Below are 20,335 nucleotides of genomic sequence, written 5' to 3' on the forward strand. Positions count from 1 at the left end.
ACAATTAGTGAGGATAATATTAAAATTAAGTTAGAAAAATGAAACGTTGTTCCACAATGCGGAACATTATATGCTTAATATTTTTAAACCTCAAATAAAAATAGTATGGAGGCGAAAGAAAATGTCAAACATTTTAAATGAATTTTCAATGAATTTCTTCAAATTAGATGGAAAAGTAGCTGTGGTTACAGGTGGGAATACTGGACTTGGTCAAGCATATGCTGTAGCTTTAGCTAAGGCAGGAGCAGACTTAGTAATAACAACTCACGGTAGGAATTGGGAAGAAACTGCAGAATTAATTGAAAAAGAAGGAAGAAAAGTTGTATTTGTTCAAGCAGACTTGACCAATAAAGAAGATAGAAAAAATGTGGTTAAAACTGCAATTGATAACTTTGGGAAAATAGATATATTAGTAAATAATGCTGGAACTATAAGAAGAGCACCACTTTTGGAATATAAGGAAGAAGATTGGGATGCAGTTATGGATATTAATCTAAATGCTGTATATTTCTTAAGCCAAGATGTAGCTAGAATAATGGTTGAGCAAGGATCAGGAAAGATAATTAATATTGCATCAATGTTAACATTCCAAGGTGGAAAATTTGTTCCACCGTACACGGCAAGTAAGCATGGAATAGCAGGTATAACAAAAGCTTTTGCAAATGAGTTAGCATGTAAGAACATTCAAATAAATGCAATAGCACCAGGATATATAAAGACAGCAAATACAGAACCAATAAGAGCTGATAAAGCAAGAAATGCAGAAATACAAGGAAGAATACCAGCAGATAGGTGGGCAGATCCCTTTGATTTAATGGGAGCAGTAGTATTCCTAGCAAGTAGAGCTTCAGATTATGTTAATGGACATGTATTAGCAGTTGATGGAGGATGGTTAGTAAGATAGATAATAGTTTATGTAAATGAAATTAACGATGACCCCATATAAATTGAAAGAGGTGTATTATTAATGGATGTAATAACTATAGGAGATGCAATGATTGCAATGTGTCCAAGCAAGAAAGGACCAATAATGTTTTGTGATACTTTTGAAAGAAAATTAGGAGGAGCAGAACTAAATGTTGCAATAGGTTGTGCAAGATTAGGAATTCAATCAGGATGGATAAGCAGACTTGGAAATGATGACTTTGGAAAATATATATTAAAAACTGTAAGAGGTGAAGGTGCTGATATCTCAGAAGTTAAGCTTGTAGATGGATATCCAACATCAGTTTACTTTAGAGAAGTCTTAGCTGATGGTTCAAGCAGATCGTTTTATTATAGAGAAAAATCACCAACAAGTACTATGAAATGTGAAGACTTAAATGAAGAATATATTAAACAAGCAAAAGTACTTCATATTACAGGAGTCTTTCCTTCAATAACTAAAAATAATCAAGCTATAATATTAGAAGCAGTAAAATTAGCAAAAAAACATAATGTGCTTGTATCTTTTGATCCTAATATTAGATTGAAAATGTGGACAAAGGAAGAAGCAAAAGCCTATATAGAAAAGCTGTTACCAGATGTAGATATTATATTAATTGGTGATGAAGAAATAGAAATTCTTTTAGGTGACATATCTATGGAAGCTGCAATAAAAACTTTCCATGATTATGGAATTGGAAAAGTTATTGTTAAAAAGGGAGCTAAAGGAGCACTTGGTTCAGATGGAAAAAATATTTATGAAGTAGATGCTATTAAGCCAAAAGCTTTAGTTGATACTGTAGGAGCTGGTGACGGATTTGCAGCAGGTTTCTTAACGTCACTAGTTCAAGGCAAAACCTTAGAAGAATGTGTTAAGTTCGCTAATGCAGTTGGATCTTTAGTAGTAGGGGTTGAGGGTGATAATGAAGGCTTACCTTATTATGAAGATGTTTTAGTTCATATGGGACAATCAAAAAAAATAGAAAGATAATTAATCAGTTATGAGTTAGGAGTTGTGGAGAAATATTAGAAGAACCAGATAAAAAATTTGGATATTCACTTTTTCTTTAAAATTTCATCATTTAACTGTAAACTGTTAACTGAAATAAAATAAATGAGGTGTAATTATGTTTGAAAAAATTTATAGTACATTAAAAGAAGAAAAAGCAGTAGCTGTTATTAGAACTAGTACTTATGCTGAAGCAAAAGAAATAAGTATAGCAGCTATTAAAGGTGGAATGAAGATTATAGAAGTAACTATGAGTGTGCCAAATGCACCTAAGTTAATAAAAGAATTAAAAGAAGAATATAAAGATGCTTGCGTTGGAGCAGGAACTGTGTTAACTAAGGATGCAGTGGATGCATGTATAGAAAATGGTGCTGAATTTATTGTTTCTCCTTGCTTAGACGAAGATGTAGTGGCTTATGCAATTCAAAGAAAAGCATTAATAATGCCAGGATTAATGACAATGTCAGAAATCAATAAAGCTCATCAATTAGGATTAAGATTCATAAAAATATTCCCAGGTAATGTTGTTGGTAAAGGTTTGATAGGAGCAGCAAAATCAATATTCCCAGACCTTAGCATAATGCCTACAGGTGGAGTAAACAAGGAAAACATAGCTGAATGGATTAAAGGCGGAGCAGATTGTAGTGGAATCGGCAGTGATTTAAACAAGGCTTATAAAGCTAATGGCGCTGCAGGAGTTACAGAATATTGTGCTGAAGTTATGAAGAATGTGAAAAACTTATAAAAATTAAAAAACTAAAGAAACTTAAATTATTTTTAAGTCCTTTAGTTTTTTTTTTGTGTAGAAATTTATTTAATATATTTCAATTATCAAATTTCAATTCTAAATTACCAGTTAATGATGAAATCTCTTTAGGATTTCTTGAATTGAAATGCACAATTAAAAATTGGAAATAAATAAATCAATTCAGACTAAAAGTTGAATATTTTTTAGGTGATACACCAACAGCTTTTTTAAAGGCTTTTAAAAAGTTGCTATAATCATTAAAACCGCATTGAATATAGACATCATTGATGCTTAGAGCATTAGAAAGGAGAGCTTTAGCAATAGAGATTCTTCTTGCAGTAATATATTTATTTATAGTAGTACCAGTGGCTAATTTGAAAATTCTGCAAATATAGGATTCACTTAAAAAAAAGTGATCTGCTAAATGTTTTACAGTAATATTTTCTGATACATTGTCATTGATATAACGAATTATTTCTTGAATTTGATTGTTATATTTATAATATGATGATAATGAATCTTTATTATCTACAAATATTTTAGTAAAATTGGTTATCAATTCTATAAAACTAGAATATTCAATCATATCAGCACCAAATCCATCAGCACTAATAATTTTATTTATAAAATATATAAATCTGTTTTGTTGTTCTTTGTTAAGTTGAATCTTATGGCTAAAGTTTTCATCACGATGTGTAAAACAATAACTTAAATCTGTTTTATTAGAAGAAATAGCTTTTAAAAAATCTGGATGAATAGAAATTACTATACGCTCATGAATCATCTTATTTATTTGAGAAACATAGTGGCTCTCAAATTGATTTATAACAAATAAATCTCCAGGATTAATATCGTAGAGTTTATTATCAATCAAAAATTGCTTTCCACCAGAAATAGAATAATAAACTTCGTAACAATCATGGATATGGATAGACATTGTTTCTTCCTCAGTATGTAAGTGTGCAATTGAAAAATACTTGTTTTCTATACAATTATTAATAGATTCTTTGCAGGATGTAAATTCTTTCATATTTGTTACCTCACTAATTAGTATGTAAGTGTTAGTTTAACATTTAGTATTTGTTTTAAGTATAGATATCCCAATTAATAATCAAACTTATAGACGGAATATAAATCTATTATTGAGAAATTATAATCGTAACACTACACTAGAAATCCGATATATTTTTCTGGAACAGGCATATGAAATTGAGCTGTTGAAGGTTATTGATGGGAGCTTGTTTCATTTCAGCTTGTCAAGATTTTATATCTGGAACACGCTGAAATGACGATAAGCTCACATTTAGAACCTTCCAGCGAAAATTTCATTAGTCCTGCAGAAGACAAATATATTGGATTTCGGTAAGTTACCACATAAGTCTAATTAATGCTTTGTATATCTATATTATAATTATTACTTCAATATTTGCAATATTTTAGAGAAAATATAACAAGAAATAGTAAAAGTATGAGAGTATAATTAGAATATAATATAAATAGTATCAATTTAGGAGGAAGATTTCATGGATATAATTAAGAATTTTTCATTAGAAGGAAAAATAGCATTAGTAACAGGAGCATCATATGGTATTGGATTTGCCATTGCAAAATCATATGGACAAGCAGGAGCTACAGTTGTTTTTAACGATATTAACCAAGAATTAGTTAATAAGGGATTAGAAGCTTATGCTGCAGAAGGAATAAAAGCTCATGGATATGTATGTGATGTTACAGATGAAGAAGCAGTACAAGCATTAGTTGCTAAAATAGAAAAAGAAGTTGGAGTTATTGATATTCTTGTTAACAATGCAGGAATAATTAAGAGAATTCCAATGCTTGAGATGAAGGCAGCAGATTTTAGACAAGTTATAGATGTAGATTTAAATGCTCCATTTATAGTTTCTAAGGCAGTAATACCTGGAATGATTAAAAAAGGGCATGGAAAAATAATTAACATTTGTTCTATGATGAGTGAATTAGGAAGAGAAACAGTTTCAGCTTATGCAGCAGCTAAAGGTGGACTTAAGATGTTAACTAGAAACATAGCATCTGAATACGGTGAATATAATATCCAATGTAACGGAATTGGGCCTGGATATATAGCTACACCACAAACAGCACCACTTAGAGAAGTTCAACCAGATGGATCTAAGCACCCATTTGATCAATTTATAATTGCAAAAACTCCAGCTGCACGTTGGGGAACAGCAGAAGATTTAACAGGGCCAGCAATATTCTTAGCTTCTGATGCATCAGACTTTGTAAATGGTCACGTATTATATGTAGATGGTGGAATCTTAGCTTATATTGGAAAACAACCACAATAATATAGGGGGAAGTAAGATGAAGATAGCTTTAATAAATGAAAATAGTCAAGCAAGTAAGAATCCAATGATATATGAAACATTAAAAAAGGTAGTAGAACCAAAAGGTCATGAAGTATTTAACTATGGAATGTATGGTGTAGAAGGAGAAGCACAATTAACATATGTTCAAAATGGTATCTTAGCAGCAATTTTATTAAATTCAGGAGCAGCTGATTATATAATAACAGGATGTGGAACTGGAGAAGGTGCAATGTTAGCTTGCAACTCATTCCCAGGAGTATTATGTGGTCACGTAGTAGATCCTTCAGATGCATATATGTTTGCACAAATTAATGATGGAAATGCAATAGCATTACCATTTGCAAAAGGATTTGGATGGGGTGCTGAATTAAATCTTGAATATATATTTGAAAAGTTATTCCAAGGTGAAAGTGGACAAGGATATCCAAAAGATAGAGTTATTCCTGAACAAAGAAATAAGAAAATATTAGATGAAGTTAAAAAAGTTACACATAAGGATATGGTAACAATTTTAAAGGAAATAGATCAAGATTTATTAAAGGGTGCAGTAAGCGGAGAAAAGTTCCAAGAGTATTTCTTTAATAATTGTAAATGCAAAGAAATAGAAGCTTATATTAAAAGCATATTATAAAAACAATTGGAACTATATTGGAAAGTATAAGTTGCTAGGATTGCTTAGTTGATGCAATATGCTTTGCAGATTCTAATAATGGATACTCCAATGCCTAAAAACTGATATATTTTAAAGGACTAGAAGTTTTTTACACTAGTCCTTTTATTTTTTCTCATTGCTCTTTTTATATTTTGCACTACAACCAAGAAGTTGGTAAATCTCAAAAAGATTGATTTTAACTATTCTCAAGCCTTACTTTTTTATCAAGTGATAGCGATGCTGTAGAGAATTTTTTCTACTTCTTGAATTAATTTTTCTTCCGATATTTTCTTTTTTTGCATGAGCCACCATCCGATCGTGTGAATTATTGCACCAGTGAAAAAAGATGCGACTATTTCAGGAGATGCGGGCACAGCAATGCCTTTTTTTATACCAATTTTAATTTTATCTGTAATATCAAAAATAATTTGTTCTGAAAGTATGTCAAGAAGTGTAGAAAGTAAATTACTACCTAATACCATATGGACAAATTGTTCATGTTCTCTTAAAAAATTCAAAATATGATGAATAATGCTGATATAAAAAGAATATGAGGCTATATAATCCGCTGAAGCAGGATTTATTGCATCAAAATCAGTTTGTAGCTGACAAACAAAAAAACGAAAAAACTCATATTTATCTGCAAAGTGCTTATAAAATGTTGTTCTTCGAATCATTGCTTTTTTACATAATTCATTTACTGTTATATCTTCAAAATGTTTCTCACTCATAAGCTGCAAAAAAGCTTCTGTTAATGATTTATATGTACGGATAATCCGTAAGTCATATTTATCTTTCATTTTATTCTCCTTTTCGGAAACAGATTAGTATAGGTTGTTTCTTATCTATCAAAACTAGTTGATTTGACCGTTGAATTGATAATAGAAATATTCTACACTTAAAAATATCACATGTCAATTATTAACACATGTTGATAAATAAGGGAGGTAAGGCAAATGAACACAAGTGCATTATTTGAGCCAATTCAAATTGGCAATGTAGAATTGAAAAACAGGATTGCGATGTCACCAATGAATATGGGCTACACAGGGTCGGAAGGTTATGCAAGTGAGGAATCAAATGCATGGTATGCGACTAGGGCAAGAGGAGGCTTTGGCCTTATCATTACAGAATGTGTAGTAGCAAATCCTTATCCATGGCGTGGCAGTGATTCACTTAATCCCCTATTATGTGACAGTCAAAAGAAATACCGCTATTTAAGCCAAATGGCCGATGTTATTCATTCATATAAGGGGACGAAAGTGTTTATGCAGCTTTCTCCAGGTTGGGGACGGCAAGGGCATCCGGATATGGTGCATGAGGGCATTGCTTCTGGAGCTCCTTCAGCCATTCCTATGGAAACAGATTTGCGTAATCTAAACAATGGTTGGGCTAAACAGCTTAAAAGAGTCGGTATAACTCTGATTGATGAGCTTGGAGGCATTGAAAAATTCAAGAGCCTTAGTGATGAAGAGTATGAGGATGTAAAAACCATGGCCTTTAGTTACTTAAAAAAGAATGCTCCAGAACTTTTTCATGCACTTAAAGGAGATATTCCACGAGAACTTACTATTGAAGAAATAGAGAAGATGGAGGAATTCATGGTGGAGCAGGCCTGTGCTGTTTATAAGCTGGGATATGATGGTGTAGAACTCCATACGCCTCACGGATATCTTATGCATCAATTCTTGTCACCACGATCTAATCATCGTACAGACTTGTATGGTGGAAGCACTGAAAATCGTGCGCGTATAGTTACAAATATTATTGAGCGTATTAGAAAAAAAGTTGGTCCGGAAAAAGTATTGGGTTGTCGTCTTTCTGGTGATGAGTTGATGCGAGGTGGTTTAGAGCATGAAGAAGTTTGCAAGCTTATCAAAATTTTTACTGATGCAGGCGCAAATTATTTTAATGTATCACAAGGCTGTTATGAAAATCCTGGAGCAGGATTCGCACCTGATGGTGAAAATGACTTTACACATTGGTCACCTGGTTTTAAAAAGGCCAGCGGAGGATTGCCGGTAATCACACCAAATTTTATTAATCCGGAAACGGCAGTTGAAGCAATTGAGAGTGGAATGACCGACATTATTTCATTGGGCCGTCAATCTATTGCTGATCCTTACTGGCCTGCAAAGGTGAAAGCTGGACGTTGTGAAGATATTGTAAAATGCATTCGCTGTCAGCAATGCTACATGAATTTGTTTGAGTCCCGTTGGATTCGTTGTGCTACGAACCCTACCGCAGGTTTTGAAAAGTATTATCCAGAGCTTTGGCAGGATGATGGTTTAATGGATGTACGTGCAAAAAAATTTATGGATAAACGAGAAGGTTTATCCCTCATATAAGAAAGGAGCGACTAAAATGAGCGAAAAATATTTTGATGATGGTTTCTTTAAAATAGATCCAGAATGCCATTTAATGGGCAATATGGAACCGATTAATCACTTTCCAGGCGTGAAAATGTGGTGGCAATCAATTGATAGTGCTACACGTCCCATATTACAAGGGTCACCGAAAGAGCTTCAAGATATGCTGGAACCTTGGGAATTTCAAAAAAATACGGATCCTGAAAATATTATCCGCGCAATGGATAAATACGGTGTGGATATTGCATGTCTTCTACCTGAATCAATGATGGATACTACGGGATATTCCAGTCGTTGGTGCACAAATGGTGCTACATGGGAGGTTGTTCAAAAACATCCCGACCGTTTTATCATTGAGCCGAATCTTTCTCCTATTAAACATAGAGGAGTAGATAATGCTATATGGGAGATGGAATATTGGGTAGAGCGTGGTGCTAAGATATTTAAATACTATCCGCCAGAGGATACCTATATTAATGATCCAGAGTTATGGCCATTTTATAAGAGGGCTGAAGAATTAGGCATCGTGTTAGACATTCACACAGGTTTTTCATGGGTACCACCTGGAAAGAGCAAACATTGCCTGCCTATACAGCTTGATGATGTTGCTCGTGATTTCCCAAACTTAAAGCTTGTAGCCTTTCACATGGGGTATCCATATTGTGATGATCTCAATATGGTAGCAATGGGACATCCTAATGTGTATTTATGTTTGAGTCTGCTTGTACCTTGGGCAATAACTGCACCATATAAATTTGGAAAAATCCTTGGAGAAGCAATGCGATTTGTAGGACCAGACCGTATTATTTGGGGGACAGACAGTGCAGGATTTGGTGCTCAGATTGGTGCAGCAGTGATGGGATTGCGCAACTTCCAAATACCTGATGAATTACAATGGCAATATGGTTATTTACCTTTATCCGATGAGGACAAACACAAGATTTTTGGAGGTAATCTAGCTGAACTGTTAGGGATTGATTCCACTGTACGACGTATCAGCAAATGATGGTGAGTTCTATATTAAATGGTAAGATGAAAAGTTGTAATTATGTAGTTTTATAGTGGGTCGCAAAAGACGGGCTTGAAATTAAATTTTATGAAAGGAGATAAAAAAATGCATAAATTCGAAGGTAAATATGCTATTGCTACAGGTGGGACGGATGGCATTACAAAGGAAAGTATTATCTGTATGGCAAGGAAAGGATTAAGTGGTGCCATAATCGCTGGTAGAAATGAAGAACGAGGTATAAAAGCCGCTGAAGAAATCAAAAAGTTAACTGGTTGTGAGTGTTATTATGTTCAGACTGATGTTTCAAAACCAGAGGATATAGTAAACTTATTTAAAGTAGCAAAATCGAAATTCCCTACTATTCAAATTTTAGTAAATGGTGCAGGAGTATGTCCATCAATGCCAATTGAAACTATTGATGCACAAGAATGGGACAGGGTAATGAATATTAATTTAAGAAGTATGCACCTATGTATACTAGAAGCTCTTAAGTTTATGAAACCACAGAAATATGGAAAGATAATAAATGTCTCTTCTGCTGCAGGTAGAATTGGTGGGACTGAATCATCTATAGCCTATTCTGTATCGAAAGGTGGAATGATTACTGCTACTAAATGTTATGCAAAAGCATACGGTGTTTACAATATTAATGTAAATAGTATCTGTCCAGGTGCCATTAAAACAAATATGATTGCTGATTTTACTTATGCAAATGCTCCAGAATCCTTAATTAAAAAAATCATTCCGTTGGGTAGATTAGGAAAAGTTGAAGATTGTAGTGGAGTTATAGAATTTCTAGCTAGTAATGATTCAGATTACATCACTGGATGTAGCATAGATGTAAATGGTGGAGTATTCATGAATTAAAAAATAATGTTTTTTACGGCTCTGGGCATATTAATATTTCCGCAAGCTCTTAATGAGCGATTTCATGAATGTTCAGTTGCTTTCATGAAAGAAGTTTTTAATTTTAAAGGCATGGTTAATACACTATGCCTTTAAGATTTTTCCTGTATAATTCCACTTAAATGGCTTTGCTAGATTTTATAATATGTTATAAAATCTAATATCTTGGCCTCAGATTCATGGACTGATTTAAAAATTGCACACCTACTTAATATTTTTCAGCTTAATATACTGAGCCAAATTTCAATTTAATTTAACCATAACGTATATTTGGGAATATAAACTATTCTTATACTATGAGTTCCATTTTCTAAAAAAGCTTGTCTTGTTTTCATACTTTCTAGTATTCCTTAGTGACCTTTTTTTGCCTAAATCTTTTTTAGTTCCACATTGATTTAACATATATTTAACACAACTTTCAGACTTATGTGCATTTAATTGATCCATTACAAATATGTATTTATCATTATGGACAAGAGAAATTACATTTGATATATGTTTTAATTTCTATTCACGTGATTTAAATCCACCATCTTTAGACGGTATAAGCTTTTAGCTTTTTAAGAAAATGTAAATATGATCATACTAATTACAAAGGCAAGGAATTAGTAATGGATGAGTACAATAAGGGCAGTCAACTGTATATGACATAAAATATCGTGCTATATGCATAACAAAATACGGACATAAAGTATTGCAAAAACTGATATCTTCAAGATTACGAGAACCAATTCGGCAACATTTGTGGTTAGGAGGATACTTTTGTGCAAAGAGATGTTTTTGAAGTGATTTGTATAAAACAAAGATTGTTAAAAAAATAGTTATTCTTTCAATAGCAAAAAAAAAAGCTTATAATAAAATAGAATACTGATTGCGACTATAATCTACAAAGGTTTACAAAGAATCTTTTATATTAAGTTTGATAAAGAGAGTAATATTTTAAGAGGTGTGATAATAATGAAAACTGAGCAAGGATTAGTAATTGAAGTGGATAACGATATTGCAAAAATAAGAGTTGGGAGGCATAGTGATTGTAAAAATTGTGGTGCTTGCCCAGGTGATAATAGTATAATTATAAGTGCAAATAATACAGTAGGAGCAAAACCTGGACAAAGAGTAGCTTTTGAAATGAAGGATGTAAATGTTTTAAGAGCAGCCTTTATTGTGTTCATTTTTCCATTGATTGCTGCATTTATAGGTGTATTATTAGGAATGTTTATTGGAGATTATCTTCAACAAGATGGATTTTATTATGAGATATTTGGAGGAATAATAACTTTTGCATTATCTTTGGTATTTGTAAAAGCATTTGATAAAGCTGAAAAAGCAAGCGCTAAGTCACAACCTGTGATTATTGAAATTTTATAAAAGATAACTAGTATTATTAAAATGAACAAAACGAAATAAATAAATCATAATTTTGAGTAAAAATTTATGAACATATCCAAAATAGAATTTATATTCTCACTTTTTTTATTTATCAAACTGATAGAAGGATTATTTTTTGCAATAAATTTAATAAGTATATGTAATAAGTTGTTAATTGAAAAATTTGTGAGGTGATCATTAATGTTAAAAAGTTTTCTTGGAGGAATTCATCCTAAAGACAGCAAAGCATACTCTTCTGAAAAATCTATTGAAATTCCGCCATTACCTTCAACTGTTATCATTCCTATGAGTCAGCATATAGGTGCTCCTTGCGTTCCGGTGGTAAAAGTTGGGGATAAAGTAAAAAAAGGACAAGTTATAGGGCAAAGTGATGCTTTTATGCATAGCCCAATTCATTCATCAATTTCCGGAGAGGTTATCAAAGTTGAAGATATGCCACATACTTCGTTGGTAAAATGCCTGTCTGTTGTTATAAAAAATGACGGATTAGATGAATGGGCTGAAGGTATTCCAATGCAACGTGATTGGGATAAGCTAGAGACTCAAGAAATAAAAGACATAATAAAGGGTGCTGGAATAGTTGGAATGGGAGGAGCTACTTTTCCTACTCATATAAAGCTTTCGCCAAGTCCAGATAAGAAAATTGATACTTTTATTTTAAATGCTGCTGAATGCGAACCTTATTTAACAGCAGATTATAGAATGATGCTTGAATATGCTGACCGTATAGTAACTGGAGTAAAAATACTTATGAAAACTCTTGGGGTTACTAAAGGTTTTGTTGGAATAGAAAATAATAAACCTAAAGCTGTTGAAGTTATGAAAGAAGCTTTTAAAGGTACTTCTATTGAAGTTGTAGCACTGCCTACTAAGTATCCACAAGGTGCAGAAAAAATGTTGATAAAAGTACTTACTGACCGTGAAGTTCCTCAAGGTGGATTACCAATGGATGTAGGGGTTGTTGTACAAAATGTTGGTACAGCTGTAGCAGTATGCGATGCGGTAGTTAATGGAATTCCACTTATTGAAAGAGTTACTACAGTATCTGGTGATGCTATAAAAGAACCTAAAAACTTATTGTTAAGAATAGGGACAACCTTTAAAGATGCAATTGACTATTGTGGAGGTTATGAGAAAACTCCTAAAAAAATAATTATGGGAGGTCCAATGATGGGCTTTGCTCAATTCACGACCGATGTACCAGTAATTAAAGGTGTGTCAGGGATATTGGCATTAAGTAAGGATAAAGTAAATACTGGAGAAGAATACAATTGTATTAGATGTGGTAGATGTGTTGAAGCATGTCCTATGGGATTGGTACCTAGTATGTTAAGCATACTTGGAGAACGTCATAAATTCCAAGAAGCAAAAGAAGAATATGGTTTATTAAATTGTATAGAATGTGGAAGTTGTGTTTACACATGTCCTGCAAAGCGTAATATCGTTCAATATATAAGATATTCAAAAGCGCTAAATGCAGCACAGGCACAAAAAAAGTAGAGGAAGAAGGGTTAAAATGAGTTCCGAAGTAGTAGTAAAAGATACTAAAACACAAGATATTAAACCAAAAGGAATTGAAGTTCAGGAAGAAAAATTCACTGTTTCAGCATCACCTCATATTAGATGTGATGAATCAATTTCAAAAATAATGTGGAATGTAAATTTAGCTTTAGCGCCAGCTGCTATTTTTTCAATATTTTATTTTGGTTTTCCAGTACTAATTAATTTAATTGTAGGAGGAGCTTCAGCGGTTGCTTTTGAATATTTGGTACAAAAGTTCCAAAAAAAGAGAATTACAGCTTTTGATGGAAGTGCATGTTTAACTGGTGTGCTTTTAGCAATGTGTGTTTCACCAAGTCTGCCTGTATATATGATAATAGCTGGTTCATTTGTATCTATAGTAATAGCTAAACACTCTATGGGTGGATTAGGATACAATATTTTCAACCCAGCTCATATTGGAAGAGCCGCATTAATGGTATCTTGGCCAGTAGCAATGACTACATGGACTAAGATGACAACCTCTGTAGATGTAGTTAGTAGTGCTACACCATTAAACATATTAAAGCAACAAGGATATGCTAAGTTAATTGAAACCTTTGGAAGTAATATGGACATGTATAAAGCTATGTTCCTTGGCACAAGAAATGGAAGTGCAGGAGAAACTTCAACTATTTTACTTGTCTTAGGCGGAATTTTTCTTATATATAAAGGATATATTAAGTGGCAAGTTCCAGTTTGTATGATAGGAACAGTTGGGCTAGTAACTTGGATTTTTGGACCAGCAGGTTTATTTACTGGTGACCCAATATTTCATATGATGGCTGGAGGATTAATTATAGGTGCATTTTTCATGGCAACGGATATGGTAACTGCTCCAATAACTTTAAAAGGTCAGATAATTTTTGCTGTAGGGGCAGGACTTATAACTTCTTTAATTAGATTGTTAGGTGGATATCCAGAAGGTGTTTGCTACTCACTTTTATTAATGAATGCAGTAACACCATTGATTGATCGTTTTGTTAAGCCAAAACAATTTGGAGCAAGGGGGTAGAGAAATGTCCAATGAACATACTATTAAAAAGGAATATTCAATTTTTGAGATAGCAATAAATTTAGTAATAACTTGTTTAGTTTCTGGGTTAATAATAGGACTAGTATATTATGTTACTGCACCAATTGCAGCTCAAAAGAGAGAAATATCAAAACAAGAATCTATGAAAGCCTTGGTTAGTGATGCAGATAGTTTTAAAGCAGTATCAGGAAAAACTGAGTGGTTTACAGCTGAGAAGGCTGGGAAAATTGTTGCCTACGTGGTTCCAGGTGAAAGCAAAGGATATGGTGGAGAAATTAAAATGCTTGTAGCTATTAAGCCATCTGGAGAGGTAATAGATTATAAGATTTTGGCACATAATGAAACACCAGGTCTTGGAGATAATGCCTCAAAAGAGCCTTTTAGAAGTCAATTTAAAGGAAAGAAGGAGCAAAATTTAACAGTCACAAAAGATGCTTCTGATAAAGAGGATATTCAAGCTATGACAGGAGCAACAATATCATCTAAAGCAGTAACATTAGCTGTTAAAAATGCTGTCCATGAAGTGACAGAATTTGCAGGAGGTAAGTAATATGAAGGAAAAGTGGAAAATTTTTAGCAAAGGTTTATATGATGAAAATCCAATATTTATACTATGCTTAAGTCTTTGTCCTGCATTAGCTGTTACATCATCAGTAATAAATGCACTAACAATGGGCATATGTGTAACATTTGTTATCTCTTCAAATAATGTTGTGGTATCACTCACAAGAAAATTTGTAAATCCAAAGGTTAGAGTACCAGTATATATTACCTTTATAGCAACTATAGTAACCCTTGTGGAACTTATATTACAGGCAATTTCACCAGAATTATATAGTGCTCTTGGAATTTATTTGGACTTAGTAGTTGTTTTTGCAATAATATTAGCTAGAGCTGAAGTATTTGCATCAAAAAATAAAGTATTACCATCCTTCCTTGATGGTTTTGGTATGGGATGTGGGTTCACCCTAGCAATGCTTGCTATATCTGTAATAAGAGAACTTTTAGGAAGTGGATCAATTCTTGGGTATAGAGTTCTTGGAGAGTGGTATAATGCTCCATTAATTATGATTTTGCCAGCTGGTGCATTCATATTAATTGGCTATATGATAGGAGCAATTAAACTTCATAGTGAGCATAAAGAAGCCAAAAAAACAGAAGGAAGTGAAGCATAATGAAGGAATATTTTACATTGTTTGTAGGTTCATTACTTGTAAACAATTTTGTATTAACAAAATTTGTAGGTCTTTGCATATTTTTTGGAGTTTCTAAGAGTTTAGATGCATCCATAGGGATGGGGATGGCAGTTACTTCAGTTATAACACTTAGTTCAGCCTTAGCTTGGGTAGTATATAATTTTGTACTTGCACCTTTAGGGTTGACCTTTTTAAGGACAATTGTCTTTGTAATACTTATAGCAAGTTTTGTACAATTGTTAGAAGTAATTATTAAAAAACAAGCACCTACATTATATAGTATGTGGGGAATTTATCTTCTTCTAATAGCAACAAACTGTATAGTATTATCTGTACCAATCTTAAGTATTGATTCAGGATATTCATTCCCTAAAAGTGTAGTATTCTCAATAGGTTCAGGTATGGGCTTCTCACTTGCTTTAATACTAATGGCAAGCTTAAGAGAAAAATTGGTTTATGCAGATGTACCAAAGCCTTTACAAGGAACAGGGATTGCATTTGTATTGGCAGGTATGTTGGCATTGGCATTCCTAGGATTTTCAGGAATGATATAAAGGAGTTGAGTGTAAATTATGTTTACTGCAATAATGGTTATAATTGTATTGGGTGGAATTGGAGCAGTATTTGGTCTTATTCTTGCCTATGCAAATAAAAAATTCGCAATGGAGGTAAATCCTCTTATTCATGAAGTTGAAGATATACTTCCTAAAGGACAATGTGGTGCATGTGGATATGCAGGATGTGCAGCATATGCAGAAGCTGTTGTTGAAAATCCAGATGTTGCTCCAAATTTATGTGTTCCTGGTAAAGATGCAGTGGCAAAGCTTGTAGCTGAAATCACAGGAAAAGCTGCTGAAAAAGTTGAGCCAAGAATTGCTCATGTTAGATGTAAAGGAACGATTGATAAGGCAACTTTAAGTTATAGCTACGAAGGAGTAAAAGACTGTAAAGCTGCAAGTTTAGTTCAAGGAGGTCCTAAGGGCTGTAAACATGGGTGTCTTGGATTTGGTACTTGCGTAAGCGTTTGTCCATTTGGTGCTATGACAATGGGAGAAAATGGATTACCAATTGTAAACAAGGAAAAATGTACTGGATGTAGAAAATGTGAAGAATCATGTCCAAAGAATGTAATTCAAATGATAGGAATTAACAGTCATGTAAAAGTTGATTGTAATTCTAAGGACAAGGGAGCTATTGCTAGAAAATTATGTACTGCTGCATGTATAGGCTGTGGGCTTTGTGCAAAAAATTGCAGCTATGGAGCAATTGAAATTAAAAATAATCTTGCAGTAGTAAATACTCAAATATGTGTTGAGAAATGCAGTGAAGCAACTTGTTTAGCAAAATGTCCAACAGGGGCAATAAAAATTGCAAACTAATAAAAATATAGATATCTAACACGAGAATTAGATTTATGCACCAATTACCGAAATCCAATACATTTGTCTTCTGCAGGACTAGTGAAATTTTCGCTGGAAGGTTCTAAATGTGAGCTTGCCGTCATTTCAGCGTGTTCCAGATGTAAAATCCGGACGAGCTGAAATGAAACAAGCTCCCATTAAGAACCTTCAACAGCTCAATTTCACATGCCTGCTCCAGAAAAATGTATCAGATTTCTAGTGTAGTGTTACGATTATAATTTCTCAAAAGTGGATTTATATCCCGTCTATAAGTTTGATTATTAATTATGATATCTATATTAATATTGAATTTTGAAAATTAAATAAAAGACTAGTAATAAGTGAGAAGTTAAAAATGCTGAATTAAAAGTAATACTTTTCACTTATTACTTTTATACAGAAAATATAGTGCAATTAACAATGTATAGTTTAGAGTTTATACCCTTTATGGGTAGTTTGTGACCAATGAATGATGAAAGCTCCAAAGGAGAAAGTTCATGTTTCCAAATGTAAAATTTGGATATTTACTTTTTGGACACTTACTTTTCCTTCAGAATTTCTATTGATCAATGTAGAATTTTTATCAGAACTTATATATTAAAAAAATTAATAAATTGGGTAAAGGGAAGAGTGCATATGGAAAATTACATCAAAGAATCGCATACAAGATCTATTAAAATGGGAATACTATCAAGAAATTTATATAGTGCTAAGATAGTAAAAGGAGAAGAGCTTCGAGATATACTCGATAGAAATAAGAATCTTATTTTAGTGGCAACTCCCTTCATGAATCGCTTGTATAATTTTGTTAAGGAGTCTGAGTTCTTTGCAACATTATGTGATAATGAAGGCTGCATACTAAATGTAATAGGAAATGAAAAAATATTGAGTGAAGCTACAAAACTAAAAATGATACAGGGAGCATATATGGATGAGGCTCACATTGGAACAAATGCAATGAGCTTAGCAATATCAAAAAAGTCTCCAGTTCAGATTTCAGGGGAAGACCATTTTATTGAAGCATATCATAAGTGGACATGTTCAGCTGCACCAATTAAAGATATAAATGGAGAAATAATTGGATGTATTGATTTGACAGGCTATAAAGGAAATGCTCATCCACATACCTTAGGAATGGTTGTTGCAGCAGCCGATGCTATAGAAACTATGCTTGAGATTAGCAAATATAATTCAATGCTTGAGATTTCAAAAAGACGTTTAGAGACTACTTTTAATTCAATTTCTTCAGGAATTTTAACCTGTGATTTATTAGGGAATATAACTACAATGAATAGTTATGCAGTCAAGCTGTTTGGAAGTACCAGGCATGAAATTAAAAAAATGAAAGTTTCTGATTTTCTTCAAAATTGGGAAGAAATAATTCAACATATTAATATTAAGAGAGATTTTATTAATGAAGATTTACATATTAATGCAAAAATTAATAAATTGCAGTGCACACTTACTTTGTACCCAATATATGATCAAGAAATGAATATTCAAGAAATTACTATTGTAATTAATGAATTTAAAAAAGCTAGAAAACTTGCAGGGAAAATATTAGGTGGTCAGGCAAAGTATACTTTCGAACAAGTCATAGGAAGAAATGATAAATTTACAAAAATAGTTGATTATTCTAAAAAGATAGCAAATAGTAAATCAACGATCTTAATAACAGGTGAAAGTGGTACTGGAAAAGAAGTTTTTGCGCAAGCAATTCATAATTATAGCATACGTAAAGAGGAGCCTTTTATTGCAGTAAATTGTGGTGCAATTCCTAAAACACTAATAGAATCAGAGTTATTTGGATATGATGATGGAGCATTCACTGGAGCTAAAAAGGGAGGGAGCCCTGGCAAATTTGAAATTGCTGATGGAGGAACAATTTTTTTAGATGAAATAGGAGAAATGCCTGTTGATATGCAGACAAAATTGTTAAGAGTACTTGAAGAGAATGTAATTACACGGATAGGAAGTTCAATAGAAATACCTATTGATGTGAGAATTATAGCTGCAACCAATAAATGCCTAGAAGATGAGATAGAAAAAGGACAGTTCAGAAGAGATTTATATTATAGGTTGAATGTTTTGCCAATAAATTTACCTCCACTTAGAGATAAAAGAGATGATATTCCAGAATTAATAAATTATTATATGAAAAAAATATCTGAAAAACTTGGAAAACAAAGTATGGATATTCCTGAGGAATATATAAAATATCTAATGAATTATGATTGGCCAGGGAATATTAGAGAATTAGAAAATGTTATCGAATTAATAATAAATTCAGAAGAATTACAATTTAATCTTGGGAATAAAGTAGGTGAGGGAGAAAAAAATATAATGTGCTTAGCTCAAAATAATAGCCTGGAATTGATTGAAAGGCAGCATATTATAAAAGTTTTAAAAGAAGTTAATGGTAATATGACTTTGGCTGCTAGTATATTAGAAATTGGAAGAAATACTTTATATAGAAAAATTGAAAAATTTCATATCAACTATTCCAAAATAGAACACTGTTCTGAAATGGAACAGTAATTATTGAATTATTTGTGTCAAAATGGAACAGTTATTGTCCTTAAAAAGCAGATATTAAAATATGTGATTTTAAAATTAAGAAAATAGAAGGATTAAAGGCAGATTTCATGTTGGCACGGAATTTGCTTGTATATTATTGTATACCAAATAAAAGGCAAAGAATCTGTCTGCAGTTAGGAGGAGTAAAAATGAAGTCTGTTCCAGTTGAAGAGGCAGTAGGTATGGTATTATGCCATGACTTAACTAAAATAGTCCCAGGAGAATTTAAGGGAGTCGCATTTAAAAAAGGCCATGTAATAAATGAAGAAGACATACCTAAAATGCTAGATATGGGGAAGCGAAACATTTATGTTTGGGAAATGCAAGAGGGAATACTTCATGAAAATGAAGCTGGAGAAAGGATGGCTAAAGCTGTAGCAGGTAAGGAAATTATTTTTAATGAACCATCTGAAGGAAAGGTGAGTTTAATTGCAAAATGTAAAGGTTTGCTGAAAGTGAATTATTCAGTCATGGAGAGGATAAATACAATAGATGAAGCGATGCTTGCAACTTTACATACTGATATTGTTGTGGAAGAAGGAAGCGTAGTTGCAGGAACTAGAATAATACCTCTTTTAATTGATAGTCACAAAATTGAACATATAGAAATAATTTGCGAAGAAGAAGGACCTATTATTTGGGTAGAACCATTAAAAGCTATGAAGGTTGGAGTAATTACAACTGGTAGTGAAGTTTATACAGGAAGAATAGAAGATAAATTTGGCCCTGTTATTAAAAGAAAACTGGCTGAAGTTGGGAGCGAAGTAATAAAACAGATTTTGGTTTCTGATAGCACAAGTATGATTGTAGATGCAGTCAATGAATTATTAGAAATCGGAGCTGAAATGATTATCGTTACTGGTGGTATGTCAGTAGATCCAGATGATGTTACACCAGCTGGAATAAGAGAAGCTGGAGCAAATATAGTATCTTATGGTGCGCCAGTACTTCCAGGAGCTATGTTTTTAATTGCATATAAGGATGAAACACCTGTTTTAGGACTTCCAGGCTGTGTAATGTATAGCAAACGTACAATATTTGATCTTATGCTTCCAAGGGTTGTAGCTGGTGAAAAGATAAAAAGAGAAGATATTGCAAGGTTAGGGCATGGGGGAATGTGTTTAAATTGTGAAATATGTACTTTCCCAGCTTGTAGTTTTGGAAAGTGGTAGTAATAAGGTTATGTCTTTTAAATTAAGACACCACCTTCTTATATATAATATTCAAATAAGG

19 protein-coding genes are annotated in these 20,335 nt (G+C 32.8%); 17 read left to right on the top strand and 2 right to left on the bottom strand.

What is annotated here, in order from left to right:
• Nucleotides 1–121 precede the first annotated feature (121 nt).
• The 3 genes from kduD to CSPA_RS03290 all read left to right on the top strand — a co-directional run bounded on the left by kduD (nt 122) and on the right by CSPA_RS03290 (nt 2,678).
• Nucleotides 122–904 (top strand): 2-dehydro-3-deoxy-D-gluconate 5-dehydrogenase KduD, encoded by a 783-nt coding sequence (gene kduD, locus CSPA_RS03280; RefSeq protein WP_015390781.1) that lies wholly within the window; start codon nt 122–124, stop codon nt 902–904.
• 63 nt (nt 905–967) lie between these two features.
• Nucleotides 968–1,915 carry a sugar kinase gene (locus CSPA_RS03285; RefSeq protein ID WP_015390782.1) on the top strand — a complete coding sequence of 316 codons (948 nt, stop codon included), beginning with the start codon at nt 968–970 and terminating at the stop codon, nt 1,913–1,915.
• Nucleotides 1,916–2,051: 136 nt separating this feature from the next.
• On the top strand, nt 2,052–2,678 hold the full coding sequence (locus CSPA_RS03290; protein ID WP_015390783.1) for a bifunctional 4-hydroxy-2-oxoglutarate aldolase/2-dehydro-3-deoxy-phosphogluconate aldolase: 627 nt from the start codon (nt 2,052–2,054) through the stop codon (nt 2,676–2,678).
• Nucleotides 2,679–2,856: 178 nt separating this feature from the next.
• Here the strand turns inward: CSPA_RS03290 and CSPA_RS03295 are convergent, their stop codons facing one another.
• Complete coding sequence (locus CSPA_RS03295) at nt 2,857–3,711, bottom strand: AraC family transcriptional regulator (RefSeq protein ID WP_015390784.1); 855 nt, start codon at nt 3,709–3,711, stop codon at nt 2,857–2,859.
• 493 nt (nt 3,712–4,204) lie between these two features.
• On the opposite strand from CSPA_RS03295, the gene CSPA_RS03300 reads away from it, so the two are divergent.
• Nucleotides 4,205–5,008 carry a gluconate 5-dehydrogenase gene (locus CSPA_RS03300; protein WP_015390785.1) on the top strand — a complete coding sequence of 268 codons (804 nt, stop codon included), beginning with the start codon at nt 4,205–4,207 and terminating at the stop codon, nt 5,006–5,008.
• Nucleotides 5,009–5,024: 16 nt separating this feature from the next.
• A complete protein-coding gene (locus CSPA_RS03305) occupies nt 5,025–5,660 on the top strand; it encodes an RpiB/LacA/LacB family sugar-phosphate isomerase (RefSeq protein WP_015390786.1) in 636 nt (211 codons plus the stop codon).
• 245 nt (nt 5,661–5,905) lie between these two features.
• Here CSPA_RS03305 and CSPA_RS03310 read toward each other — a convergent pair whose 3' ends face one another.
• Nucleotides 5,906–6,481, bottom strand: coding sequence for a TetR/AcrR family transcriptional regulator (locus tag CSPA_RS03310; protein WP_015390787.1), 576 nt, complete (start codon nt 6,479–6,481; stop codon nt 5,906–5,908).
• A gap of 156 nt (nt 6,482–6,637) precedes the next feature.
• Between CSPA_RS03310 and CSPA_RS03315 the strand changes: the two genes are divergently transcribed.
• The 12 genes from CSPA_RS03315 (at nt 6,638) to CSPA_RS03370 (ending at nt 20,274) form a co-directional block, all read left to right on the top strand.
• On the top strand, nt 6,638–8,029 hold the full coding sequence (locus CSPA_RS03315) for an oxidoreductase (protein WP_015390788.1): 1,392 nt from the start codon (nt 6,638–6,640) through the stop codon (nt 8,027–8,029).
• A gap of 16 nt (nt 8,030–8,045) precedes the next feature.
• Nucleotides 8,046–9,056, top strand: coding sequence for an amidohydrolase family protein (locus tag CSPA_RS03320; protein ID WP_015390789.1), 1,011 nt, complete (start codon nt 8,046–8,048; stop codon nt 9,054–9,056).
• 108 nt (nt 9,057–9,164) lie between these two features.
• Complete coding sequence (locus tag CSPA_RS03325; RefSeq protein WP_015390790.1) at nt 9,165–9,926, top strand: SDR family NAD(P)-dependent oxidoreductase; 762 nt, start codon at nt 9,165–9,167, stop codon at nt 9,924–9,926.
• 996 nt (nt 9,927–10,922) lie between these two features.
• Complete coding sequence (locus tag CSPA_RS03330) at nt 10,923–11,333, top strand: SoxR reducing system RseC family protein (protein WP_015390791.1); 411 nt, start codon at nt 10,923–10,925, stop codon at nt 11,331–11,333.
• A 201-nt stretch (nt 11,334–11,534) separates the two neighbouring features.
• Nucleotides 11,535–12,854, top strand: a complete 1,320-nt coding sequence (rsxC, locus tag CSPA_RS03335; protein WP_015390792.1) for an electron transport complex subunit RsxC — start codon at nt 11,535–11,537, stop codon at nt 12,852–12,854.
• 16 nt (nt 12,855–12,870) lie between these two features.
• Entirely contained in the window at nt 12,871–13,908 is a 1,038-nt protein-coding gene (locus CSPA_RS03340) for an RnfABCDGE type electron transport complex subunit D (RefSeq protein WP_015390793.1), read from the top strand.
• A 4-nt stretch (nt 13,909–13,912) separates the two neighbouring features.
• The gene (locus tag CSPA_RS03345; RefSeq protein ID WP_015390794.1) at nt 13,913–14,479 is read left to right on the top strand and encodes an RnfABCDGE type electron transport complex subunit G; all 567 of its coding nucleotides are present in this window, start codon (nt 13,913–13,915) and stop codon (nt 14,477–14,479) included.
• Between the two features lies 1 nt (nt 14,480).
• Nucleotides 14,481–15,104: an electron transport complex subunit RsxE gene (gene rsxE, locus CSPA_RS03350; protein ID WP_015390795.1), complete on the top strand. Its 624-nt coding sequence runs from the start codon at nt 14,481–14,483 to the stop codon at nt 15,102–15,104.
• The gene (locus CSPA_RS03355) at nt 15,104–15,679 is read left to right on the top strand and encodes an electron transport complex protein RnfA (RefSeq protein ID WP_015390796.1); all 576 of its coding nucleotides are present in this window, start codon (nt 15,104–15,106) and stop codon (nt 15,677–15,679) included. The genes rsxE and CSPA_RS03355 overlap by 1 nt, the downstream gene beginning before the upstream one ends.
• 18 nt (nt 15,680–15,697) lie before the next feature.
• Nucleotides 15,698–16,504, top strand: coding sequence for an RnfABCDGE type electron transport complex subunit B (rnfB, locus tag CSPA_RS03360; protein ID WP_015390797.1), 807 nt, complete (start codon nt 15,698–15,700; stop codon nt 16,502–16,504).
• Between the two features lie 657 nt (nt 16,505–17,161).
• Nucleotides 17,162–19,063, top strand: a complete 1,902-nt coding sequence (locus tag CSPA_RS03365) for a sigma-54-dependent Fis family transcriptional regulator (protein WP_015390798.1) — start codon at nt 17,162–17,164, stop codon at nt 19,061–19,063.
• 188 nt (nt 19,064–19,251) lie between these two features.
• Nucleotides 19,252–20,274, top strand: a complete 1,023-nt coding sequence (locus CSPA_RS03370; protein ID WP_015390799.1) for a molybdopterin-binding protein — start codon at nt 19,252–19,254, stop codon at nt 20,272–20,274.
• Nucleotides 20,275–20,335 lie beyond the last annotated feature (61 nt).

This window comes from Clostridium saccharoperbutylacetonicum N1-4(HMT), from assembly GCF_000340885.1.
Classification (GTDB): domain Bacteria; phylum Bacillota; class Clostridia; order Clostridiales; family Clostridiaceae; genus Clostridium; species Clostridium saccharoperbutylacetonicum.

Coding starts and splice junctions, on each gene's coding strand:
- kduD (WP_015390781.1), top strand. CDS start 122: ATGTCAAACATTTTAAATGAATTTTCAATGAATTTCTTCAAATTAGAT.
- CSPA_RS03285 (WP_015390782.1), top strand. CDS start 968: ATGGATGTAATAACTATAGGAGATGCAATGATTGCAATGTGTCCAAGC.
- CSPA_RS03290 (WP_015390783.1), top strand. CDS start 2,052: ATGTTTGAAAAAATTTATAGTACATTAAAAGAAGAAAAAGCAGTAGCT.
- CSPA_RS03295 (WP_015390784.1), bottom strand. CDS start 3,711: ATGAAAGAATTTACATCCTGCAAAGAATCTATTAATAATTGTATAGAA.
- CSPA_RS03300 (WP_015390785.1), top strand. CDS start 4,205: ATGGATATAATTAAGAATTTTTCATTAGAAGGAAAAATAGCATTAGTA.
- CSPA_RS03305 (WP_015390786.1), top strand. CDS start 5,025: ATGAAGATAGCTTTAATAAATGAAAATAGTCAAGCAAGTAAGAATCCA.
- CSPA_RS03310 (WP_015390787.1), bottom strand. CDS start 6,481: ATGAAAGATAAATATGACTTACGGATTATCCGTACATATAAATCATTA.
- CSPA_RS03315 (WP_015390788.1), top strand. CDS start 6,638: ATGAACACAAGTGCATTATTTGAGCCAATTCAAATTGGCAATGTAGAA.
- CSPA_RS03320 (WP_015390789.1), top strand. CDS start 8,046: ATGAGCGAAAAATATTTTGATGATGGTTTCTTTAAAATAGATCCAGAA.
- CSPA_RS03325 (WP_015390790.1), top strand. CDS start 9,165: ATGCATAAATTCGAAGGTAAATATGCTATTGCTACAGGTGGGACGGAT.
- CSPA_RS03330 (WP_015390791.1), top strand. CDS start 10,923: ATGAAAACTGAGCAAGGATTAGTAATTGAAGTGGATAACGATATTGCA.
- rsxC (WP_015390792.1), top strand. CDS start 11,535: ATGTTAAAAAGTTTTCTTGGAGGAATTCATCCTAAAGACAGCAAAGCA.
- CSPA_RS03340 (WP_015390793.1), top strand. CDS start 12,871: ATGAGTTCCGAAGTAGTAGTAAAAGATACTAAAACACAAGATATTAAA.
- CSPA_RS03345 (WP_015390794.1), top strand. CDS start 13,913: ATGTCCAATGAACATACTATTAAAAAGGAATATTCAATTTTTGAGATA.
- rsxE (WP_015390795.1), top strand. CDS start 14,481: ATGAAGGAAAAGTGGAAAATTTTTAGCAAAGGTTTATATGATGAAAAT.
- CSPA_RS03355 (WP_015390796.1), top strand. CDS start 15,104: ATGAAGGAATATTTTACATTGTTTGTAGGTTCATTACTTGTAAACAAT.
- rnfB (WP_015390797.1), top strand. CDS start 15,698: ATGTTTACTGCAATAATGGTTATAATTGTATTGGGTGGAATTGGAGCA.
- CSPA_RS03365 (WP_015390798.1), top strand. CDS start 17,162: ATGGAAAATTACATCAAAGAATCGCATACAAGATCTATTAAAATGGGA.
- CSPA_RS03370 (WP_015390799.1), top strand. CDS start 19,252: ATGAAGTCTGTTCCAGTTGAAGAGGCAGTAGGTATGGTATTATGCCAT.